Here is a 22,674-nt window from a genome sequence, read left to right on the forward strand (position 1 = left end):
GTTGAGGTCTGGTAGTTCAGCTGGTTAGAATACATGCCTGTCACGCATGGGGTCGCGGGTTCGAGTCCCGTCCAGACCGCTTCAAAAAAGAGAGTAATCTCGGTAAGTTCTTTAACAAAATAAGTTTTTAAGATTTTTAGGTCTGGTAGTTCAGCTGGTTAGAATACATGCCTGTCACGCATGGGGTCGCGGGTTCGAGTCCCGTCCAGACCGCTAAAATTATTAAAAACAATCTTTAAGATTTTAGGTCTGGTAGTTCAGCTGGTTAGAATACATGCCTGTCACGCATGGGGTCGCGGGTTCGAGTCCCGTCCAGACCGCTAAAATTTTAAAAACACACCTTGTTGGTCTGGTAGTTCAGCTGGTTAGAATACATGCCTGTCACGCATGGGGTCGCGGGTTCGAGTCCCGTCCAGACCGCCAAAAAAAAGCATCATTTTATTCAAATGATGCTTTTTTTTTGTTACAAAAATCTCTACGCCTATTTTTTCAACTCATACTGCAGTGCTCCCGAAGGACAGCGTTTAATCTGGTCGATCAGCTCGGCTGTACTTGCGTTTTGAGCCGTAATCCAAGGCCTATCTTTCGGATGATATACCTGTGGCAAACTTTTAACACAGACCGCTGCATGTTCACATCGCTCGGGAATCCAAAGTACAGTGATCTCCCCATTGGGATGGGCATATTTAACAATTTTTTCTTCCATAATAAAAATCTCTCCTAAATTACTAATAGCGGTAAGAACGATTTTGTTTTACGAAATCGGACGTCTTCGTTTAATCATTCTGCTGACACGATAAATCATAAGAATACTCACAACAGAGAGCAGAACTACAATGATACCCAAGGTTGGATAATGCTCCAACGGGCTTTCCTTTGTCTGTTGCACAATGATCACACCAGCAAGGGAGGCGGCTACTCCTCCAGCCAGCTGCTGCAAGGATGAGCTGATGCTCATAAATGCGCCCCTATCCTTCATCTGAGGAACTGCACTGATCAAAGCCGAAGAAGGTGTCATGCGGCTTAGTATACCAGCCATCATCAGAATATTCAAAACGACAACAAGATAAAACGGGGATACTCCCAGATTGGTATAGATCAAAACCACGACCATCAGCCATAGCGAAGCAAGTGCGAAGATTTTAAATTTATCGTAACGGTCACTCAATTTACCAACGATAGGCATAATAATCAAGGAGGCTACACCTGAAATCATAAATAATAGAGGAAGTTGCTCGTGGCTAACATGCAGGTTATTGACGGCAAAAGCGCTTCCAAATGGCATCATCATATATCCTCCGATGGACAGTAGTGCTGTCGCTAGAAAACCGATACGGTATTCCTTTTGAGAGAATGTCGCCCAAAGGTGTTTCAGCGCCGATTGATGTTTTTGCAGGCCGATATGTGCAGTAATAGGAATCAGTTTAACCGCAATAATAATGACAATGACCAAGGCCATCACAGCGATCCACAGGAAAGCACTATGCCAGCCCCAGTTGTTTGCAATATACAGGCCTATCGGAATCCCCAATACCTGACTGGCGCCAAAGCCCATCTGCACAAAACCCATCACGCGACCTCTTTGTTGCAGCGTAAATATATCCGTTATAATAGCCATGGAAATCGAACCGATGACACCACCAAACAGACCGGTCACCACGCGGGCAGCAACCAAAGTCCAATAACCATTGGCAAATCCACAGAAAAAAGTTCCGACAATAAAACCGGAGTAAAAGAACAGCAAGAGCTTCTTCCGGTCAAAACGATCGGCAAAACCCGCTGTCAGTAAACCTGATGCACCGGCACTAAATGCATAGGCTGAAACCGCGACACCAAATTGAGCCGGCTTTAGGTCGATGGCTTTCATCAAAATATCACCCATCGGCGACATTACCATAAAATCAAGTACAACGGTAAACTGTGTTATCGCCAGCAAAAACACCACGAGTTTCTGGTACGCCGTAAAGGGTGCATTCGCCTGTTGATCTATTTCCATACGATAATAGTGATTTTGGTTTAAACTGGTTTAAAAATACATAAGCGCTGGAACATTCTGTACAATAAGTTTATAAAAATTATTCAATACACCTTTTAACACCTTTAGGTCCACCTTTTTACAAAATCCGCTACTAGGATATCGTGAGCCCTCGACATGTTTCAGTTCCTTAGCGGCACATACTCCTAAAATAAAAAAACCAGCACTCCTGTGTACAGGGTACTGGCTCTGATCGCTTTTAGCCTGTTTTTTACTCGGCAATAACAGCAAATTCTGCCCCCGAAGCGAAATCATCGCCACGCTGCGAGCTCAATGCCGTAAAGCGGATATAACGTCCCTTGACAGGTTTCTCAAAGCGAACAGTTTTGAGTTTCTTGTTTCGCTCGAATGTACCTGACATCACCTCTTCCCAGTTTTTACCGTCTTTACTTACCTGAATTTTATAATCCTTGATATCGCCATTGGCACCATCCGCTCTCGGCAAAAATGTAAAACCTTTGATCGTCTTGACACTCGCGGCATCAAAATCAACCCAATGCGGATATTGAGCGACAGTAACTGAATACATCGTATGCCAGATCGACGAAGGATCTCCATCCAATAGGTTCTCGGCATCACCTTCACCGGTCTCCTGGCTGGAAGCAAAGACGACCTCCATCGGAACCGTCTCGATCTTGCTGTACTGCTGTGTTACTTTTAGTTTTTCATTCCCCAGGTACCAGGCCGTTATTGTTCCCCCTTGACGCAGATCAAAAGGGTTCTTGTAGGTATTTGCCTTTCCATTATTCACCGTGTACAGTACAGTTTCTGCTTTATTTCCGGAAAGCACAGCTACCTCACCTGTGGAACTTCTGGCGAATGAAATAGGCGCATCACCAGCTGTAGCCACCCCTGCTTTAGCCAGATAATCATTTTGCTGTACAGGGCGGATAATAAATCCTATTGACCTTGGTGCCGCTTTCACACGGTCTTTTTCCAATGGGGGGCCCTGTCCACAGCTGTTGCCCCCGAGCCCGGTGACCGCAGCGTCAAGGTGCACATGCACGCCGGAGCTCTTTGGCAATTGATACGGGTGCGGTGCAAAGGTCAATTCCAGCTCACTGTATTCCAGCGCAGATGTAGCAAGATGTTCCTTTGCAATAAAGATCACTCCCTGTCCTTCCTTATTAGTTAGCGAAGTCCAGCGAACATCTTCGTTGTTACTCATATTCTGCGGATTAGGCCATGATACGAACTGATCTTTTACTGTACTTTTATGCAATTCAATAAATTGTGCCGTCTTACGATCTGCATAATTATTGATCGGACCACGTCCATAGTAGGTATAGTTGCCAAATTCACCCGGCAACTGCAAGGAATAACCCAACCTGGCCAATACAACAGATGCATTGTTGGAAGTAATGCTGGATGATAATTCAATCGAGCCATCTTGGTAAATCGTCCAGATCTGGTTGCTCGTAAACTTGAAATCATCCTTGCCAAATGGTTTATCCGTATGCTCTTTGAGTGTATAGGTTCCTGATGTTCCTCCTAACAAGGAAGCACCGTAGGGAGCCTGTGACTCAATTGTAAATGCCAAAACTACAGCTCCGTCTTTCTTGGTATAGCTATTGGAAGACAAGACTTTGTGCTTTAAGTTGTGTAAGCCCTTTTCAAACCATTGCTGGTAAGCCCAATTATCATTATCGACGGGCGCACGCAATGCATCCAGTTTAGGCCCTTCCCCATCGCGTATAATTTGCTTACCTGCATATGTTAAGCTGTAGATTGATCCGGTATTATTATCAAATTTCGCGAGAAACTGATCTCCTTTAACGATCTGCAGCTCACCTTCTTTGAATAAAACTGGATTTTTCCCTTTAACAACAGCCGAAATCAACGGTTTATTTTCTGCTGCTTTAACAAACAGCTGTTCTTCCATCTGAACAAAACCCTTATTTGCCCATGGCTTATCCTCGTTGAGCAGAAATTGAACCTTGACAAAATATTCAGATCCCGCATCCAATTTAGTATATTCGATTGGCAGGACAACCTGTTTTTTTCGACGTGCTTTGGGCAGATCAGCAGTGGCTATTGTACCTGTATATCCGGCAAGGGCTATCCCATCTTTGAACAGTGACCAGTGAACCTGATAGTCACCAAGATCTTTGAAATAGTTTTTATTGAATAGTTCAATTTTCCCCTGAGTCATATCAATGGCCTTAACGCCTACATTTTGATAAACCTTTTTTACCTCATAATATTGAGGTTTGGGTTTCATATCGGCAAAGATCAATCCATTGTTGACGAAAGTGCCATCATTCGGCTTGTCCCCAAAATCGCCGCCATAAGCCAGAAAGCGGTCTCCGGTTTTTTTATCGTAATAATACATCGCTTGGTCAATCCAGTCCCAGATTGCGCCCCCCATAAAGAAGTTTGTCGACTCCATGGCTTCCCAGTAATCAATTAAGTTACCGACGGCATTCCCCATCGAGTGTGAGTATTCAGAGATATGAAAAGGATATTTTAATTTATAGGTTCCCTTGACCGCCCCTCTGACCCAGTCAATCGAAGGATATTGATTTGAGCCCATATCCACGATCGCATTGTTGCGTTCGTACTGGACAGGTCTTGAGGTATCTATTTTTTTAATCGCATCATAAGCCGCTACAAAATTATCTCCGGGACCAGCCTCGTTACCAAGTGACCAGATCACGACAGAAGGATGGTTGATGGTAGCATGCACCATTTCGATATTCCGTGCTACATGGGCATTTTTCCATTCGGGAACATGAGAAAGCGATTCCTTTCCATAATAGTACTGATGGCTTTCAATATTGGCTTCATCCTCAAGATAAATGCCGTATTTGTCACAGAGGTAGTACCAATAGGGTGATTCCGGATAGTGTGAATTACGCACGTGATTGATATTGGCACTTTTCATCAGCTTTACTTCGGCTTCCATCTGCTCGCGGGTAACGACTTTTCCATGTTCAGGATTTGTCTCATGGCGATTGACACCTTTCAGTTTAACCGTTTTGCCGTTGATGTAGTAATAACGTCCGGCAAGGCCAAATTCGTCGTCAGACGCTTTGGTATCTTTAATTTCAACCTTCCGAAATCCGACATAGGTAGAAACAGTCTCGATCGTTTTATTTTTCTTGTCCTTCAATTCGGCGACCAATGTATATCGATAGGGAAGTTCAGCGGACCATTTATCTGGATTTTTTACCGCTAATGTCGCTTCAATACTGTTTGAAGCCTTCGCATCCAATTGTGGAACAACAGCGGATACTTCAGCCTGGTCTACAAGTGTATTCTCATCACTATACAGTTTATTCTTATATAAGGAGTAGACAAGCTTATAACCCTCAGCTTTCTTATCGCTCAAATTACGGACGGTACCCGTAATTTTTAAGGTACCATTTTCATAGCGATCATCCAATGTTGGAATTGCTGCCAGATCACGGACTTGAATTTTAGGTGTTGATGTCAACGAGACATCGCGAAATATTCCCGGCAGGCGAAACATATCCTGATCTTCCAAGAATGAAGCGTCCGAGTTACGGTAGACTTCTACCGCCAGCACGTTCTCCCCGTCTTTTTTTAAGAAAGAAGAGATATTAAAGGAAGCAAGGTTTCTTGAATTTTTTGAAAAGCCAACATACTTACCATTTATCCAGAGATAGAAAAAAGAGTCTACTCCATCAAAATTGAGAAATACCTCACGACCGTCCCAATCCTTCGGAACGGTAAAATTACGGCGGTATGAGCCGACTTCATTACGGTATACATAAGTCGTCCAATCTTGTGGAGGCGTACGCATCACCCCTCCGCGCCAGTCATCAACCTTCACTTGGTGTTGAAAAATCACGCGCTGGTTGGTGTAAATAGGTACACCATATTTTAAGCTACCATCCTTTTGAATACCAAAGATGTTCCAGCTCATTGGTACAGGTACTGACTCCCAGGCATTGACATCATATTGAGGATCGTAAAATTCTTTTGGACGTTCCTCGGGTGTCTTTACCCAATGAAACTTCCAGGAACCGTTGAGTGAGCGCCAAAAGTTACTATGTTCGGGAAGTACTTTTCTCGCAGTTTCAACGTTTGAAAAGGAAAAGAACGAAGCGCGTGGCAATTCCTTATTGAGAGATAGCAATTGGGGCGATTCCCACTCATTACCTTTTGGAGCTACTATATTTTCATACTGGAAGCCTGCTATAGGAGCCGTGACCGACTGTCCTGTCGTCGAAGTCGAATGCAGGGATAGCAACGAAGCCAGCAAGGTTGGAAAAATAACGGATTTTCTTAACATCATGTATTTAAGCATTTTAGTTCAGGAAACCAAATGTAACTTCATTTTGGATGAATAACAAGCAGATTATGAAAGCACTCGATTGCGAAACTTTTTCGATACATTTAAAAAAAGCATGATGTATCGATTGTCTGAAAAATCGAAGTAAAAACAAATGCTTTCGGTTTCAGGGAATAAGCAGTATTTTTGGGCGTAGATTTCGCATTCAACAAATAAAAGTTTACGTTTGAAAATATTTTGAAGATTTTCATTTTTCAAAGGGTTACAATTTAGGCATTAAGGTATTAATAGGTGAGTAAATTCAGTAAATCAGTCCTGCTAGAAAATGATGAGCAGATCATTGAAGGCCTCAAAGAAGGCAATAGCTTGGCGATAGATAGTATCTATAAACGATATTATCCATCCATAAGCCATATGATACTGCAAAACAATGGAAGTGAGGATGAAGCAAAAGATATCTTTCAGGAGGCTGTAATTGTGCTCTACGATAGAGTTGCCAAAGGTGACTTTGAGCTCAGCAGCAAACTCAAAACATATCTTTACTCGATTTGCCGAAGGCTTTGGCTTAAGCAACTCAATCGTGCGGGTTTTGGCAATAGTGACATTAGCGGGTATGAAGATTCCCTATTTGAGGAAGAAGATTTACAACAGCATCAGGAACTTGAAAAAAAGTTCGATCAAATGGAACTTGCGCTAGAGAAAATGGGGGAACCCTGTAAGACAATCTTACATGATTTCTATATCTTAAACCACTCGATGCAGGACATCTGTGAAAAATTCGGTTACACCAACACAGACAACGCCAAGACTCAAAAATATAAATGCCTGCAACGGCTGAAAAAAATATTTTTCTCAACAGATTAACATTTGAGTAACACCATGGGAACAATGAATCAAAAAGAATTTTTCGAATTGGCTGATCAATATCTGCGCGGGGAGCTCTCTGCTGCGGAAAAAGCCGCATTCGAATCTTTTTGTGCTGAAAACCCTTCGTATGCTGCCCAATTACAACAACACCGCGACTTTGTTGCCCATATGAAGGAAACCAGCCAAAGGCTTGATTTCAAAAAAGTATTGGCTAACTCAGCCAAGGAATATCATACATCCCAAAGTCCAACTGCAAAAGTGGTTCCGATAAAACAATCTACCGTTATATCACTTTGGGAACGGATCAAAGCAAGCTCTTTAGTAGCTGCAGTTGTAGCAGTATTTGCGGTATTTGGCACTTTATGGCTGAGTGGCTATTATAGCAACCTGGAAAAAGCCTCTTCGGATTACAGCGCGTTGCGCCGCGACATGAATAATGTCAAAAAAAATGTCAATGCCCACAACGCCGCAATAAAAGATATCAACGATAAAAAGTCGGTTAAAAGTAGCGAAAGTCAATTTGGAGCAACCGGTTTTATGTTGACAACAGATGGCTATGTGGTAACAAACTATCACGTCGTTAGCGGTGCTGATTCCATTTACCTGCAAAATAGTAAAGGGAACTCCTACAAAGCGCAAGTAGTTCACACCGACGCCAGCAAAGACTTAGCAATCCTATATATTGCCGATAAAAACTTCAAAAAGTCCAAAAGCTTGCCTTATACCTTCAAAACGTCTACTTCAGATTTAGGAGAAGATATCTATACCATAGGCTTTCCACGTGATGAAGCAGTATATGGACAAGGATACTTAAGCTCGTCAACAGGTTACGCGGGTGACACGATCGCTTATCAAATATCCGTTCCTGTCAATCCCGGAAACAGTGGTGGCCCCGTATTGGATAGCAGAGGCAATGTGATTGGTATTATCTCCGGTAAACAAAGAGGAATAGATGGTGCTGCTTTTGCCATCAAAACCAAGTCAATCATGAATGCGCTTGCTGATATTCCGAGCGACTCATTAACCACGGGCGTAAAAATCAATAAAAAGAATGCTTTGGCAGGTTTACCAAGAACAGAACAGATCAAAAAAATACAAGACTATATTTATATGGTTAAAGTCTACTAAGACTCCAACAATTAATGCTTATAAAAAAAGGCGGTACTTAAGTATCGCCTTTTTTTTGCCGGGGCAATATTTGCCTCCAGCAGTGATTTCGATGCAAATAATGAATTGTTCCGCTAGCTCCAATTGAGGTTCACAGTTCCTATGACATAGGATCTAACAAAAGAAACTATCCTAAGAAGGAAATTCCCCGCGATAGGCACTCGAAAAGAGCTAATGAAGGACCTGGGCAAAATCAAAGAGGGAGCATCCTTTCTTACAGGACGCTCCCTCTTTTTATAAGAATTTCACACCTAATTGATTATAAATTAGGCTGTGGCGTTGTTCTTAAATAAGGTTTGATTTCCTTAAATCCTTTCGGAAATTTTGCTGGGATATCTTCCGTTTTGATCGCAGGGACAACAATGACATCTTCGCCATGTTTCCAGTCAGCGGGTGTTGCAACCTGATAATCGGCGGTAAGCTGCAGTGAATCAATTACACGTAAGATTTCATCAAAATTACGTCCTGTAGATGCAGGATATGTCAATGTTAACTTTATTTTTTTATCCGGGCCGATAATGAAAACCGAACGTACAGTTGCCGTCAGCGAAGCATTTGGATGAATCATATCGTAAAGCTCGGAAATATGGCGATCCTCATCGGCAATAACCGGAAAATTAACTTCTGTTTGCTGTGTTTCATTGATATCCTTGATCCAGTTCAAATGATCGGTAACGTTGTCTACACTCAAGGCAATCGCTTTAACTCCTCGCTTGTCAAATTCAGATTTCAATTTCGCCGTACGACCTAGCTCCGTTGTACATACAGGTGTATAATCAGAAGGATGTGAAAAAAACACCACCCAACTGTCTTTAATATAATCGTGAAAATCTATTTCACCAATAGTCGTTTGCGCTTTAAAATTTGGCGCTTCGTCTCCTAATCTTAAACTCATAATCTTATCATTTAAATATGTTCAAAACTACATACTCTACAAATATAGTAGATTAAATTTAGCAAACAAATAATTCCCCATTTTTTTAGATTCAGATGAAAAACAAATCTAAAATACTATGCAAGCATAACATATATTTAGTATATTTGGGTATAAGTGATCTATTTCTCCAACAAATGGATTGAAATTAGCGCTCCTACTGCGGGTTTTAAAAACATTTTTGCTTCGCGGTGATTTGTAAACAGTTACAGTTATGATAAGTTATAGACCATAAAAATTGAGATATCATGAACTTTGAATTAAGCGAAGAGCATAAAATGATCCGTGATGCGGCGCGGGAGTTTGCCCAGGAACTAAAAGCAGGTGTCATACAACGGGACGAGGAGGCCCAATTTCCTACCGATTTTGTCAAACAAATGGCCGAACTTGGATTTATGGGTATCATGACGCCTGAAGCCTACGGCGGTGCCGGTATGGATACCCTGGCCTATGTTCTGGTATTGGAGGAAATCGCGAAAATTGATGCATCTGCAGCCGTTATTGTTTCAGCACATAATTCGTTGGTACTATATGGACTCAACGCCTACGGAACCGAAGAGCAAAAACAAAAGTATCTGGTTCCACTTGCCAAGGGAGAGAAACTGGGCGCATTTGCGCTTTCGGAACCTGAGGCAGGCTCTGACGCCTCCTCGCAACATACAATAGCCGAAGAAAAAGGCGATCATTATCTATTGAATGGCACGAAGAACTGGATTACAAACGGCGGTCACGCCGATATCTACCTCGTTATTGCACAGACTCATCCAGAAAAAGGTCATAAAGGAATCAATGTGTTGATTGTCGAAAAGGGACTGCCGGGTTTCACCATTGGACCAAAGGAAAATAAACTGGGAATTCGAAGTTCAGACACACATTCCTTGCTATTTTCCGATGTTAAAGTTCCAAAGGAAAATCGTATCGGTGAGGATGGTTTTGGATTTAAATTTGCCATGAAAACCCTTGATGGAGGTCGTATAGGCATCGCGGCGCAAGCCTTGGGTATTGCGGCCGGTGCTTACAATCTGGCACTTGCCTATGCCAAGGAACGCAAAACATTTGGAAAACCTATTTCGGAACATCAGGCTATCCAATTTAAACTGGCCGATATGGAAGTCGATATCGAAACGGCCCGACTGTTGACCTATAAGGCTGCATGGACCAAAGATCAGGGGCTGCCGTATGGAAAGGAGGCCGCAATGGCCAAGCTTCATGCCTCTGAGGTAGCCATGAAACATACCGTCGAAGCTGTACAGGTACACGGCGGTTACGGTTATGTGAAAGAATATCATGTAGAAAGACTAATGCGTGATGCCAAAATCACCCAGATCTATGAGGGTACATCCGAGATACAACGGCTGGTCATTGCGCGGGAAATCTTGCGGTAAAAACGTACAACATTGCTTAGAATAAAAAATTCAGTTCGCATTTAAAGAAACGAACTGAATTTTTTTATTGATTATTCAATTTACTATCTATCATCGACAGGTACTGATAATCCTGAAAAGAAAAACTCGCCGTCTCAGCCATCGCCAAATTTAAGAGGAGCTTTGCTTTCCGCAATAAATTCTGCTGTTCTTCACCCTGTACATTCAACCCATCAAAGAAGAAGGTCAACGCCAGTGGATGTAGCTGCTGTGCTTGCAATTCTTCTCTTGAATAGGACGTAAGTTCATCATCAGAGAGCAGCAAATAAAAATCGCGATCTTTGTCAAAATACTTTTTATAGGCATCTGCAAATAAAGCCGGGTCACTAGGCTCGGCAAAAGCATCATATCCTTCGATCCAAATACGAAGAAATTTTCCGATATCTTCAACCCAACGCACCATTAAATCTTTTTTAAAACTTACTCCCATTTTGAAATCTATTATCGGATCTGTCCATTGCCCCGGACAATCCATTTTTCTGTTACCAATTTTTCCAGTGCAAAGGGACCACGGGCGTGCAATTTTTGCGTTGAAATACCTATTTCAGCCCCCAGTCCAAATTCCCCACCGTCCGTAAAACGCGTCGAAGCATTTGCATAGACCGCTGCAGCATCCACTTCATTCAAAAACCGTTCAATAGCCAACTCATTTGAAGACACAATACACTCCGAATGTTTTGAAGAATACTTTTCGATATGTTCCAATGCTTCGTCCAATCCATTGACTGTTTTTATCGAACACTTCAAATCTAGAAATTCTCTACCGAAATCCGCTTCTTCTGCTGCCTTTAAATTTGAAAATCCATGCTGCTCCAATCGCTCAAATGCATAAGCGTCTGCAAAAACTTCCACGGCGGCATGCTCAAAATAAGGTACCAGTTTAATTAAAAACTCGGGTGCCACCTGCTGATCCACTAAAACCGTATCCAAAGAATTGCAGACTGATGGTCTGGAGATCTTTGCATTGGCGACAATTTTTGCTGCCATTTCGAGATCGGCAGTTTGATCCACATAGGTATGACATACTCCCGCACCAGTTTCAATCACCGGAACTTTCGCATTTGTCCGTACAAAATTTATCAGAGATTGTGAGCCCCGCGGAATAATAATGTCCACATATTTAGTTGCCTCCAGCAATTCTGACACATGTTTGCGATCGACCGGCAATAATTGTACAATATCTTTTGGTATCTCCTGTTCTTCTAGGACAGCATGAATGACTTCCAGCAAGGCTACATTTGTATAGAGCGCATCAGAACCACCCCTCAACAGACAAACATTCCCTGATTGTATGCAAAGGGCTGCAACATCAATGGTCACGTTTGGACGGGATTCATAGATCACACCAACCACACCAAGGGGCACAGTAATTTTCTCTATTTCCAGTCCATTGGGCAGCATTTTCTTCAGCAACAGCTGATCCGTTGGGTCTGCCAAATCAGCAATCTGCTTTACACTATCGGACAGCGCCTTCAAACGACCACTATTCAGTAGAAGGCGGTCTTTTTTGGGATCTTCATCGTCCATACGATCCAGATCCATTTTATTTGCCTGCAGGATAGGAGCTTCTTCTTCAATAAGAGCAGCAGCAATCGCATCTAATGTTTTCTTTTTACCTTCTGGAGAAAGCTGCTGCAAGAACTGTTTTGCCTTCGTTGCCGCCTTCAGTTGTTCAATTATTGTTTCACTCATAACAATACGATATCATTTGCATGCGCAATTTCTAAATTCTTTTTACTGGACTGAGATAACAAAGATGAATCCATTTTCGCCCTGGCCACGGCCACCGTCAGACCTTCGAGATTCACAATGTTCAACACCTCCCCCTTCTCAAAATGTTCAACAATGCGGGTTACCCCCACAGCCAATAAGCTTTTATGTTTTAATAAAGCCTCTTCGGCACCACGATCAATCATCAATTCGCCCTTAATCAAACTTCCGCTCGCTAGCCATTTTTTTCGCGAAGAGATCTTTTTACTCTCAGGCAAACACAAGGTACCTGTCTCATGTTTGAGGGCTTTTGTGATCGCATCTTCGGTCTGCATGCTAAAAATGACCACCCCGATCCCCATCTGATTGGCAAGCCGTGCAAAATTCAGTTTAGAGGTCATACCACCTAATCCGACAGCAGATTTATCTTTTCTTGCCAATCCCAGAATATCCCGGTCAATGGTCTCAATAGTCGCTATAATTTTATTATTCGCGTCCAATACCCCAGGAACAGAAGTACTAAACAATAATTTTTCAGCTCCAAATCCAACAGCAATAAGTGTTGCGAGTTCGTCGTTATCCGAAAACTTCAGCTCTTTATTGCTCACCACATCATTTTCATTGGCTACAGGGATTACATTGTTGCGCCAAAGTTCCTCATAGGTATTCTTTAACTGCAGGAACTGATCCCGATTGGAAAAATGATGTCGCTCGCATAAGCTTTGTGCCAATGAAATCTTAAAAGGCCTGAAATAGGTGGAATACGTATTAATCAATATCGGATTCCCAATGGCAGCTGCCGCTTTCCGCTCAGACAGCGTGCCTGTGTAACGGGGGAGAAAACGCTTGCCGGCAGCAACAGCACCCGAAGATACCAGGACAATATTGTACTTCCTCTGCAAAGAAGCAATCTGCCTGGCAATCTCCAAAACAATACGTTCATCAACTTCTCCCTCTTTCGTGGTAATAGAAGCCGATCCAAATTTGATAACGAGAATAGGCTTTTTCATTGTAAGTATGCTTTAGTTTAGATTAAAGCTCTAATTTAGTGAGAAGAATTTGATTTTTGCAAAATATGTTAATATTTGAACAATATAATTCAACAGTTCATTCCTTCAGTTATAAGGATTACAATGGATTAGAAAACGAAAATGGGGAAATATCGGATTGTGAAAATTAGGATGGCTCCGATGGGATCGGATGCCCCTTCAAATACAAATAGGTATAAAGTCAAAAAAGCAGGCACTCTTATGTGTACTCTCAAAAAGTCAGGCACTTTCTGAGGTAGTACACTTGATTGAGCGCTGCTTCTCGTTAAAGATATAGTAGGATATGTTATTTTTTTAGTATTTGGTGTAGGTCAAATCGTAAACCGATATTAAACGTGCGGTTATAGAGTTTTACATTCTCATTGACGCTCATGTCTTTCATCCCATAATTGGCCCCCATGAAAAGACCATAGCCACCATTCCATTTGTAGCCCAAATTAAAGCCCAAACCATAATCTGATGGATTGGTTGTCGCGTCATAAAACTTTCCATCATTATTGTTGACGTTCATTTGAATACCGTAATATGGGCTAGCAGCAAGGTAAATTCGACCTTCGCCAATAGTAATATTATAAGCAATATTCAACGGGATATCAATTGCATTTCTCCGGTAGCTGCTCCAGTTATTTTCCAAGGTATGCTTGGCCTCCATACCATTTTGGGTAAAGTTGACTTCAGGTTGAATAGAATCCCAGCAATGAGCGGGATTTCGACAAAAACACCTGCCGTAATCCCAGAGATGCTTCTAAAGCTATAATTGTGGGATCGTTTGTTGGATAATAGCGATCCAGCGTTCGTATATCCCGCATTTATACCGTAAGAAATCTTACTTTGACAAAATGCTGTGGAAAGCGCAAATAACAGCATAACGCTGCCAATTAAATGTTTCATATGTGGTCAATTTATTTATAATTGCCACAAATATGCACCGCGAAATCCTAATTAAAATGCTATTTAGCGTTGTTTAACAAATCTTAATATTGATTAACAATAATTAATAGATATTAACACAAAGGAACTGTTACGAGGAGAATCTTTCCTCGTACACTTTCTCTAAAGAGAACATTTCGTCACGGTATTTTGCTGCTTCCAAGAAGTCCATTTCTTTTGCAGCTTTATCCATTTTCTTCCGTACATTATCAATCGCTTTCTTCAGATCTTTCTCGCTCAAGTATTGCATGACTGGGTCTGCTGCAATAGCCTGTGTAGGGTCTGGCTCAACGTAAATCTTCTGTTCAACGCCTGAGAAATCGGCGACAGAGGTCTGTTCCAGGATCTCTTCCCTGGTCTTACCAACCGTGCGTGGCGTAATACCATGTTCGACATTATAGTTCATCTGCTTATCCCGGCGCCGGTTGGTTTCGTCTATCGTAACACGCATACTATCTGTCATTTTATCCGCGTACATAATAACCCGCCCTTTATCATTCCGGGCAGCACGTCCAATGGTTTGGATCAGCGAGCGCTCAGAACGTAAAAAACCTTCTTTATCAGCGTCGAGAATAGCGACAAGTGTGACTTCAGGCAGATCCAATCCCTCCCGAAGCAAATTCACTCCCACCAAAATATCAAATTCACCCAAACGTAATCCCCTTAAAATCTCCACACGTTCCAAGGTTTTAATTTCGGAGTGTATATAACGCACTTTCAGATTCAGCTTGGTCATGTATTTGGACAGCTCCTCCGCCATCCGTTTGGTCAGGGTCGTTGCCAAGACACGCCCCCCTTCTTTAATTGTTTTATCGACTTCCTCCAAGAAATCATCGACCTGATTGATCGCCGGGCGAACCTCAATAACAGGATCCAATAAGCCTGTCGGACGGATGACCTGCTCAACAACAACACCTTCTGTTTGCTGCAATTCATAGTCTCCGGGGGTAGCTGAAACATAAATGGTCTGATTGGTCAGCGATTCAAACTCCGGAAAATTGAGCGGCCTGTTGTCCAATGCTGCCGGCAATCGAAAACCATGTTCTACCAAAGAGACCTTACGTGAACGGTCACCACCATACATGGCCCGTAACTGGGGCAAGGTAACATGGCTCTCATCAATAACAAGCAGGTAGTCCTCCGGAAAATAATCCAGTAAACAGAAAGGGCGCATACCCGGTTTTCTGCCATCAAAGAATCGGGAATAATTTTCTATCCCGGAACAATAGCCCAGTTCGCGCATCATTTCCAGATCATAGTTCACCCGCTCTTCCAAACGTTTGGCTTCCAGCATAAGCCCTTCCTCCTCCAATTGCGTCTTACGCTGCATCAATTCATCCTGAATAGCCCAGATCGATTCCTTAAATTTCTCTTTCGGTGTAACGAAAAGGTTCGCAGGAAAAAGCGCTAGATCTTCCATTTTGTTCAAGGTCTTACCAGATACCGGATCGATCTCACTCAATTCATCAATCTCATCGCCAAAAAATGAAATACGGATCGCAAAATCCAGGTAAGCCGGATATACGTCTACGGTATCTCCTTTAACACGAAATGTACCGCGCTTAAACTCTGTTGTTGTTCTGGAATAGAGAATTTCAACCAACTTATGTAAAAAGGCATTTCGCGTAATTGTCATCCCTACGCCAAAACGAAAAATTGATCGTGAGAAATCTTCTGGATTTCCCATACCATAAATACAGGACACCGAAGAGACCACAACAATATCGCGTCGTCCGGACATCAATGCAGAAGTCGTCGCCAATCGCAGTTTCTCGATTTCTTCGTTGATCGCCAGATCTTTTTCTATATAGGTATTTGTGGAGGCTATAAATGCTTCAGGCTGATAATAATCATAATAAGAAACAAAGTAATTGACCGAATTATTCGGGAAGAACTGTTTGAATTCACCATACAGCTGTGCAGCCAATGTTTTATTATGACTCAATATCAGCGTTGGCTTTTGTGTTTCTTGAATTACATTGGCTACGGTAAATGTTTTACCGGATCCCGTAACCCCCAGAAGTGTCTGATATTGCTCGCCCTGCTCCACACCTGCTACCAATTCTTTGATTGCCTCTGGCTGATCACCTGTCGGTCTATACTCTGATGTTAATTCAAATTTCATACAATTCCTATTTCTTAAAGAAAACTATTTCGACCTTTCGCTAAACATCATAACAGGTGTGTTACTACATTTCTGCTAAAAAAATCCGTCACACAAACTCCATGATGTAATCTACTAACGTTGCGATTGTGCAACAATGGTCTAGGGCCATATATCAAATGGTCTACCCACAAATTTACTAATTTTTTTACCATTTTATATCAAACTATAATTATGCCGAAGATGTTATTACTTTCAGTTGATTATTTACTATCTTTAGCTTTAACAGAACTAGCACGCACGCCATGGTCACTATTCTATCTACCCAAAATAGCATTGCAAATCATTTTATTGCAGAATTGAGAGATGTTACGATTCAGCGCGATCGTATGCGTTTCCGACGGAATCTGGAACGACTCGGAGAAGTATTTGCTTATGAGATCAGCAAAACCATGACATTTAAACCTGTGGAAGTTGAAACACCATTGGGCGTCGCCAAAACACATCTGTTAATGGAACAACCGGTATTGGCGACCATCCTAAGAGCCGGACTTCCCTTCCATCAAGGCTTATTAAATGTCTTTGACCAAGCAGACAACACCTTTATCGCGGCGTATCGCCACACTAAGAAGAGCGGTGAGTTTGAAGTTCATAAAGAATATGTAAATACCCCCAATTTAGATAATAGAACGGTCATCATCGTCGACCCAATGCTGGCAACCGGAAAGAGCCTCGTCTTATGCTGCAAAGATCTTTTGGCTGAATACGAGATTAAAGAACTTCATATTGTTGCAGCAATTGCCTCGGAAGAAGGATTAAACCATGTCAAGGCTTTCGTTCCTACCGCACATATCTGGGTAGGCGATGTCGACCATGAATTGACAACAAAAGCCTATATTGTTCCCGGTCTTGGCGATGCCGGAGATCTGGCCTATGGTGAAAAACTTCATTAATGTGGATAATTATTTAAAATTAAATTAACACTTAGCTCATTGAAATTCAGTAAATTTATGTCAATGATGAAGTTTAATTTTTTTATATCTAATTTATACCACTATGAGATGGCAAAAATACAATGGCGAATCCATTCGCTCCACGATTTTCGATGCTGTTGAAGAAGTCATTAAACGAGAAGATGCCCTCGGGAATAAGCTCAAGGTTTATATCGGCACCGATTCCCAGGTAAAGAGGGGAATCATCGACTTCGCCACCGTCATCGTCTTTCTCCGGGAACATAAAGGTGGATTTATGTTTATCCAGCGGGACAAAAGGCATCACCGAATGAGTATTAAAGAACGGATGCTGCTCGAAGTCCAAAAATCCATCGACATCGCCTACCAACTCTGCCCCCTCCTCGAAAAATACAAAGTAGACCTCGAAGTCCACGCCGACATCAACACCAATCCAAATTTCCAGTCAAATGTTGCCCTCAAAGAGGCCATGGGGTATATTATGGGTATGGGTTTTGTATTTAAGGCCAAACCAGAGTCGTTTGCGAGTACCAACTGTGCCAATAAACAGGTGCAGTAGCTGACTATTGGACAGACTTTGTATCTTTAGGTGTAATTTTAATCACCAGATGCAAGATTTTTTTCAGCAGGTTGCGCGTCAATTTGCCCAGACCCCTTGGCTTGAATGGTTAGGTACACTGACGGGCTTTCTTTGTGTTTATTTGGCGGCAAAGCAGAACATATGGAACTGGCCCATTAGTATCATCAGTGTGTTGTCCTATGCCATTCTTTTTTATGATGCCAGGCTTTACGGCGATACCGTATTGCAATTTTATTTTCTATCCACAGCCATATACGGCTGGTATTATTGGCATAAGCGAAGGGAGGAAAATAAGAAACCAATTGTTAAGGCCAATAAAAAGCAGCTGATGCTAATCATTCTCGCTATCATCTGTTTAACAGCTCTAATAGGTTACCTCTTGGACAATAAGACGAATTCCGATGTCCCTTATATCGATGCATTCTGTACCTCAGCTAGCTTTCTAGCCCAGTTTCTAATGACGAGAAAGATCCTTCAGAACTGGCTTCTATGGGTTTTCGTGGATATCTGCTATATTCCATTGTATATACACAAAGAACTTATGCTAACAGCTGTACTGTATCTTGTATTCTCCATAATTGCCTGGAATGGTTATCGTGACTGGCAAAAAAGCTATAAAAATTTTGCGTAATATTGCCTATCAAAAGGATAGATGTGGGAAAAGAGTTAATAAAAATTGCCGTCGTAGGCCCCGAGTCTACAGGAAAGTCAACCATGGCACAGTATCTCGCTGAAAAATTTCAAACGGTCTGCGTTCCGGAATATTCGCGCTACTACTGTCAGAGCCTCAATAACAAATACACTTTACAGGATGAGGTCAACATGTTTTATGGACAGGTTGCTTTGGAAGAAGCACTCCTCCCTTTAGCAAAGGGAAATATCCTGTTCTGTGACACTACTTTTATGACTGTGAAAATCTGGTCTGACTATCTATTCAAGCATACCCCAAAAGAAATCACGGACAAGATCCGGCAACATCCATATGATCTCTACTTACTGATGGATATCGACCTTCCCTGGCAGGACGATCCCTTAAGAGATTTTCCGGAGCAACGAGAATACTTTATGGAGGTATGGAAAACGGAATTAAATGCTGTCAATGGTCAATATCACATTATCTCAGGCGAGGGACAGCAGCGACTGGAAAATGGCTTAACAGCTGTCAACGATTTTCTGACATTGATTTGAGACAAGCACCTTGACGAAGCAGCCTTTTACAGCTATATTTGTACTTGTAAAGTATACCTCTTAGTGCAATAAACAAGAAAGTTATAATGTAACTAAAAGCTGTACTCTACCGAATTAAATTAGAATATTAACATTTTACTTAAGAAATAATGTATCCAGAATATTTAGTAGCTCCAATGCGTCAAGAGTTAGTTGATGCGGGATTCGAAGAATTAAAAACTCCAGAAGCAGTTGATACTGCAATCGCTTCAGAAGGAACCGTTTTTGTGGTTGTAAACTCCGTTTGTGGTTGTGCGGCAGCAAATGCGCGTCCTGCAGCAAAAGCGGCTGTAAAAAACGAAAAACATCCGGCAAAACTAGTTACTGTTTTCGCAGGTATGGAAACTGACGCTGTTAACACAGCACGTAACTACATGTTGCCCTACCCCCCATCTTCTCCGGCAATGGCATTGTTCAAAGATGGTAAATTGGTACACATGATTGAAAGACATATGATTGAAGGTCGCCCGGCACAAATGATTGCTGACAATTTAGTTGCAGCATTTGACGAGTACTGCTAATCACGTATTTTGATTTTTGAATTAAAACGGCTATCCGAATTATTTGGATAGCCGTTTTTGTACCTCCCATAATATACCTTATGATATTCCAGCCAGTTCATATTTCAAAGAAATATCCCCTCGCTTTATAAACACTTTTTTTTATTTTTAGGATATGAGAAAATTTCCAGTTATCGTTTTCCTCTTTTCCATGATCTTCATTGCCTGTTCCCCTCAAGAAAAGGTAGATCTGATAGTGCACAACGCCCAAGTGTATACCGTTGATTCCACCTTTAGCGCAGCACAAGCATTTGCAGTTAAGGACGGTAAATTTATTGCCATAGGATCAGACGAAGAGATTCAACGAAAGTATAAAGCCAAAGAAAAAATAGACGCTGCAGGGAAAGCGATCTATCCCGGATTCTATGATGCACACGCGCATCTATTTGATGAAGCCGAACTGATGGATCAGGTCGACCTCAATGGAGCTGATTCTTTCGAAGAAGTGATTCAACGGGTTAAAAGTTATCAGCAAAAAAATCCCAATAAAACCTGGCTCATCGGGAGTGGCTGGGACCAAAATCGCTGGAGAGACAAATCCTTTCCTACAAAAGAACTACTGGATAAAGCTTTCCCAGATATACCGGTGTACCTGATACGGGTAGATTATCACGCCGCTGTGGTAAACTCCAAAGCCTTAGAATGGGCCAAATTGACAAGCATTCCCCTTATTCATGGTGGCGTTGTCGGTGGAAGTAACAATACACCAAATGGTCTTTTGATCGACAACGCCATGGATCTGGTCAACAAAACAATCCCGGTACCCAATGAAAAAGAGTACCTGAGAATGTTAAAGCGAACCCAGGACTCATTGCTTTCTGTGGGCCTTACTTCTATTGTGGATGCCGGTTTATCAAAAGAAAGACTCGACCTCTTAAAAAAATACTACCAGGATGGGGAATTGAAATTTAGGGATTATGCCATGATCCTTGGCAATCCGCAGAATATCGACTCATTTATAGCGCAGGGATTTTATGAAACAGACCGACTGGAGATAAAGTCGTTTAAATTACTTGCAGATGGCGCGTTAGGCTCAAGGGGAGCCTGCCTCCTCGCTCATTATCATGATGCACCTACACATGGCTTTCTTTTACACAGCCCACAGGAATATGAAAACATGATCAAAGCGATTGCCGCGAGTAATTTCCAGGCCAACACCCATGCAATCGGCGATTCAGCCAACAGAATTATCCTGGACATCTATGGCAAATATCTACAACCACATACAGATCGCAGATGGCGTATTGAACACGCACAGATTATCTCACCATTCGACTTCGATAAATTCCGAAAATTCCAGATTATTCCCTCTGTACAGCCAATCCATGCTACATCGGACATGTACTGGGCCAAAGACCGCCTGGGAGAAGAGCGGATGAAAGGAGCCTATGCATACAAGCACCTATTGAAAGCGTATGGTAAACTCGCTCTAGGAAGTGATTTCCCTGTTGAACATTTCAATCCGCTATACGGTTTTCACGCAGCCGTGGCCCGCGTTGATAAAAAAGGTTACCCAGATCAGGGCTTCCAAATGCAAGACGCTATCAGTCGGGAAGATGCATTGCGCGGAATGACAATTTGGGCTGCATACTCCTGCTTTCAGGAGAAAAAACGGGGAAGCATAGAAGCCGGCAAAGACGCTGATTTTGTTATCCTCGAACACGACATTCTCAAAATACCGAATGAGCAGCTGCGCAACGTGAAAACTTTGCGCACCGTCATTGCCGGAGAAACGGTTTTTACACGGTAAGCATAAGCTATTTATGCTGAGCAAGTACAAATTGTCGCAGCGCCGCACTTTTATCTGTAAAGAAACAGCAAGAACTTGGCGACTCATTATGACAACAGAAGCCTGTATGATATAATCTCACACAGGCTTCTTATATATCAACACGAAAACAGCACCTGTTTTCCTTGACTTGAAGTCTAACTGTTTAACACGTTATTATTGCATATCGAACAAATGCTTTTCAGCATGGTAAGATGAACGAACCAAAGGTCCAGATTCAACATATTTGAATCCCATTTCCAAACCAATTTTTTGATATTTTTCAAATTGAGCTGGTGTGATAAATTCAATAACGGGATGATGTGCTTTCGTTGGCTGTAAGTATTGTCCAAGTGTCAAAATATGAACACCAACATTATATAAGTCCTGCATTGCTTCAATGACGTCTTCTTCCGTTTCACCGAGACCAAGCATGATGCCTGATTTTGTACGAAGGCCTGCTTCGGAAATCCGACGCAAACATTCCAAAGAACGATCATATTTCGCCTGGATACGCACTTCTCTAGTTAGACGGCGAACTGTTTCCAAGTTATGTGAAACGACCTCAGGGCGAACTGCAATGACACGGTCCAGATTGTCCCATTGCCCTTTGAAATCTGGCAATAGCGTTTCCAGGGTTGTCTCGGGGCTCTCTCTACGGATGGCATTTATTGTTTCGGCCCAAATCGTCGAACCACCATCTTTCAGATCATCACGGTCAACAGAGGTGATGACACAATGTTTGACCTGCATTAGCTTCACTGAGTTTGCGACCCTGTTAGGCTCATCCAAATCGACCGCTAGAGGACGACCTGTTGCCACAGCGCAAAACGAACATGATCGCGTACAGATATTGCCTAAGATCATGAAGGTCGCTGTTCCCGCCCCCCAACACTCACCCATATTTGGACAATTTCCACTCTCACAAATGGTATGCAATTTATGTTCATCAACAAGACTTCTGACATGTCTATACTCTTTACCAACAGGCAATTTGACACGCAACCAATCGGGCTTGCGTTGTGCAGGAGTTGCCGGAATAACTGGAAGTTCAATCATACAACAAAGTTAAGGATTAAAAATGTAATTT

General features: G+C 42.2%; 20 protein-coding genes and 4 tRNA genes. 13 read left to right on the forward strand and 11 right to left on the reverse strand.

Annotated elements, in window-relative coordinates:
• Window positions 1–5 precede the first annotated feature (5 nt).
• The 4 genes from D7322_RS17815 to D7322_RS17830 all read left to right on the forward strand — a co-directional run bounded on the left by D7322_RS17815 (window position 6) and on the right by D7322_RS17830 (window position 423).
• Window positions 6–79: transfer RNA gene (locus tag D7322_RS17815), tRNA-Asp, on the forward strand.
• 60 nt (window positions 80–139) lie between these two features.
• Window positions 140–213 (forward strand) — tRNA-Asp (locus D7322_RS17820).
• 33 nt (window positions 214–246) lie between these two features.
• Window positions 247–320, forward strand: a tRNA-Asp gene (locus D7322_RS17825).
• A gap of 26 nt (window positions 321–346) precedes the next feature.
• Window positions 347–423 (forward strand) — tRNA-Asp (locus D7322_RS17830).
• 58 nt (window positions 424–481) lie between these two features.
• Here the strand turns inward: D7322_RS17830 and D7322_RS17835 are convergent.
• The 3 genes from D7322_RS17835 to D7322_RS17850 form a co-directional block, all read right to left on the reverse strand.
• Complete coding sequence (locus D7322_RS17835) at window positions 482–706, reverse strand: (4Fe-4S)-binding protein (RefSeq protein ID WP_121125597.1); 225 nt, start codon at window positions 704–706, stop codon at window positions 482–484.
• 48 nt (window positions 707–754) lie between these two features.
• Window positions 755–1,996 (reverse strand): MFS transporter, encoded by a 1,242-nt coding sequence (locus D7322_RS17840; protein WP_121125598.1) that lies wholly within the window; start codon window positions 1,994–1,996, stop codon window positions 755–757.
• A gap of 250 nt (window positions 1,997–2,246) precedes the next feature.
• Complete coding sequence (locus D7322_RS17850) at window positions 2,247–6,296, reverse strand: glycoside hydrolase family 2 TIM barrel-domain containing protein (protein WP_220700099.1); 4,050 nt, start codon at window positions 6,294–6,296, stop codon at window positions 2,247–2,249.
• A gap of 288 nt (window positions 6,297–6,584) precedes the next feature.
• Between D7322_RS17850 and D7322_RS17855 the strand changes: the two genes are divergently transcribed.
• Entirely contained in the window at window positions 6,585–7,157 is a 573-nt protein-coding gene (locus D7322_RS17855) for an RNA polymerase sigma factor (RefSeq protein ID WP_121125601.1), read from the forward strand.
• Window positions 7,158–7,181: 24 nt separating this feature from the next.
• Window positions 7,182–8,288, forward strand: a complete 1,107-nt coding sequence (locus tag D7322_RS17860) for a S1 family peptidase (RefSeq protein ID WP_245971372.1) — start codon at window positions 7,182–7,184, stop codon at window positions 8,286–8,288.
• Between the two features lie 298 nt (window positions 8,289–8,586).
• Here D7322_RS17860 and D7322_RS17865 read toward each other — a convergent pair whose 3' ends face one another.
• Window positions 8,587–9,222, reverse strand: coding sequence for a peroxiredoxin (locus D7322_RS17865; RefSeq protein WP_121125603.1), 636 nt, complete (start codon window positions 9,220–9,222; stop codon window positions 8,587–8,589).
• A gap of 287 nt (window positions 9,223–9,509) precedes the next feature.
• Here D7322_RS17865 and D7322_RS17870 point away from each other — a divergent pair, with 287 nt between their 5' ends.
• Window positions 9,510–10,646: an acyl-CoA dehydrogenase gene (locus D7322_RS17870; RefSeq protein WP_121125604.1), complete on the forward strand. Its 1,137-nt coding sequence runs from the start codon at window positions 9,510–9,512 to the stop codon at window positions 10,644–10,646.
• Between the two features lie 64 nt (window positions 10,647–10,710).
• Here D7322_RS17870 and D7322_RS17875 read toward each other — a convergent pair whose 3' ends face one another.
• From D7322_RS17875 to uvrB, 6 genes are all read right to left on the reverse strand, one after another.
• Entirely contained in the window at window positions 10,711–11,115 is a 405-nt protein-coding gene (locus D7322_RS17875) for a hypothetical protein (protein WP_147430468.1), read from the reverse strand.
• 11 nt (window positions 11,116–11,126) lie between these two features.
• Entirely contained in the window at window positions 11,127–12,377 is a 1,251-nt protein-coding gene (locus D7322_RS17880) for a glutamate-5-semialdehyde dehydrogenase (RefSeq protein ID WP_121125606.1), read from the reverse strand.
• Window positions 12,374–13,405, reverse strand: a complete 1,032-nt coding sequence (gene proB, locus D7322_RS17885) for a glutamate 5-kinase (RefSeq protein ID WP_121125607.1) — start codon at window positions 13,403–13,405, stop codon at window positions 12,374–12,376. The genes D7322_RS17880 and proB overlap by 4 nt, the downstream gene beginning before the upstream one ends.
• Before the next feature lie 325 nt (window positions 13,406–13,730).
• Window positions 13,731–14,096, reverse strand: a complete 366-nt coding sequence (locus tag D7322_RS17890) for a hypothetical protein (protein WP_121125608.1) — start codon at window positions 14,094–14,096, stop codon at window positions 13,731–13,733.
• Window positions 14,027–14,335: a hypothetical protein gene (locus tag D7322_RS28490; protein ID WP_183078745.1), complete on the reverse strand. Its 309-nt coding sequence runs from the start codon at window positions 14,333–14,335 to the stop codon at window positions 14,027–14,029. Before D7322_RS28490 ends, D7322_RS17890 begins: the two co-directional genes overlap by 70 nt.
• Window positions 14,336–14,465: 130 nt before the next feature.
• Complete coding sequence (gene uvrB / locus D7322_RS17895; protein WP_121125609.1) at window positions 14,466–16,499, reverse strand: excinuclease ABC subunit UvrB; 2,034 nt, start codon at window positions 16,497–16,499, stop codon at window positions 14,466–14,468.
• A gap of 284 nt (window positions 16,500–16,783) precedes the next feature.
• On the opposite strand from uvrB, the gene upp reads away from it, so the two are divergent.
• From upp to D7322_RS17925, 6 genes are all read left to right on the forward strand, one after another.
• The gene (upp, locus tag D7322_RS17900; RefSeq protein WP_121125610.1) at window positions 16,784–17,431 is read left to right on the forward strand and encodes a uracil phosphoribosyltransferase; all 648 of its coding nucleotides are present in this window, start codon (window positions 16,784–16,786) and stop codon (window positions 17,429–17,431) included.
• A 103-nt stretch (window positions 17,432–17,534) separates the two neighbouring features.
• The gene (locus tag D7322_RS17905; protein WP_077438020.1) at window positions 17,535–18,008 is read left to right on the forward strand and encodes a ribonuclease H-like YkuK family protein; all 474 of its coding nucleotides are present in this window, start codon (window positions 17,535–17,537) and stop codon (window positions 18,006–18,008) included.
• Between the two features lie 49 nt (window positions 18,009–18,057).
• Complete coding sequence (gene pnuC / locus D7322_RS17910) at window positions 18,058–18,660, forward strand: nicotinamide riboside transporter PnuC (RefSeq protein ID WP_121125611.1); 603 nt, start codon at window positions 18,058–18,060, stop codon at window positions 18,658–18,660.
• A 23-nt stretch (window positions 18,661–18,683) separates the two neighbouring features.
• Entirely contained in the window at window positions 18,684–19,217 is a 534-nt protein-coding gene (locus D7322_RS17915) for an AAA family ATPase (protein ID WP_121125629.1), read from the forward strand.
• A 149-nt stretch (window positions 19,218–19,366) separates the two neighbouring features.
• Window positions 19,367–19,777: a BrxA/BrxB family bacilliredoxin gene (locus tag D7322_RS17920; RefSeq protein ID WP_104385107.1), complete on the forward strand. Its 411-nt coding sequence runs from the start codon at window positions 19,367–19,369 to the stop codon at window positions 19,775–19,777.
• A 154-nt stretch (window positions 19,778–19,931) separates the two neighbouring features.
• Window positions 19,932–21,566, forward strand: coding sequence for an amidohydrolase (locus tag D7322_RS17925; RefSeq protein WP_220700100.1), 1,635 nt, complete (start codon window positions 19,932–19,934; stop codon window positions 21,564–21,566).
• Window positions 21,567–21,761: 195 nt separating this feature from the next.
• Here the strand turns inward: D7322_RS17925 and lipA are convergent, their stop codons facing one another.
• Window positions 21,762–22,643, reverse strand: a complete 882-nt coding sequence (gene lipA / locus D7322_RS17930) for a lipoyl synthase (RefSeq protein ID WP_104385109.1) — start codon at window positions 22,641–22,643, stop codon at window positions 21,762–21,764.
• Between the last annotated feature and the right edge of the window lie 31 nt (window positions 22,644–22,674).

This window comes from Sphingobacterium puteale, from assembly GCF_003627955.1.
GTDB classification, from domain to species: Bacteria; Bacteroidota; Bacteroidia; order Sphingobacteriales; family Sphingobacteriaceae; genus Sphingobacterium; species Sphingobacterium puteale.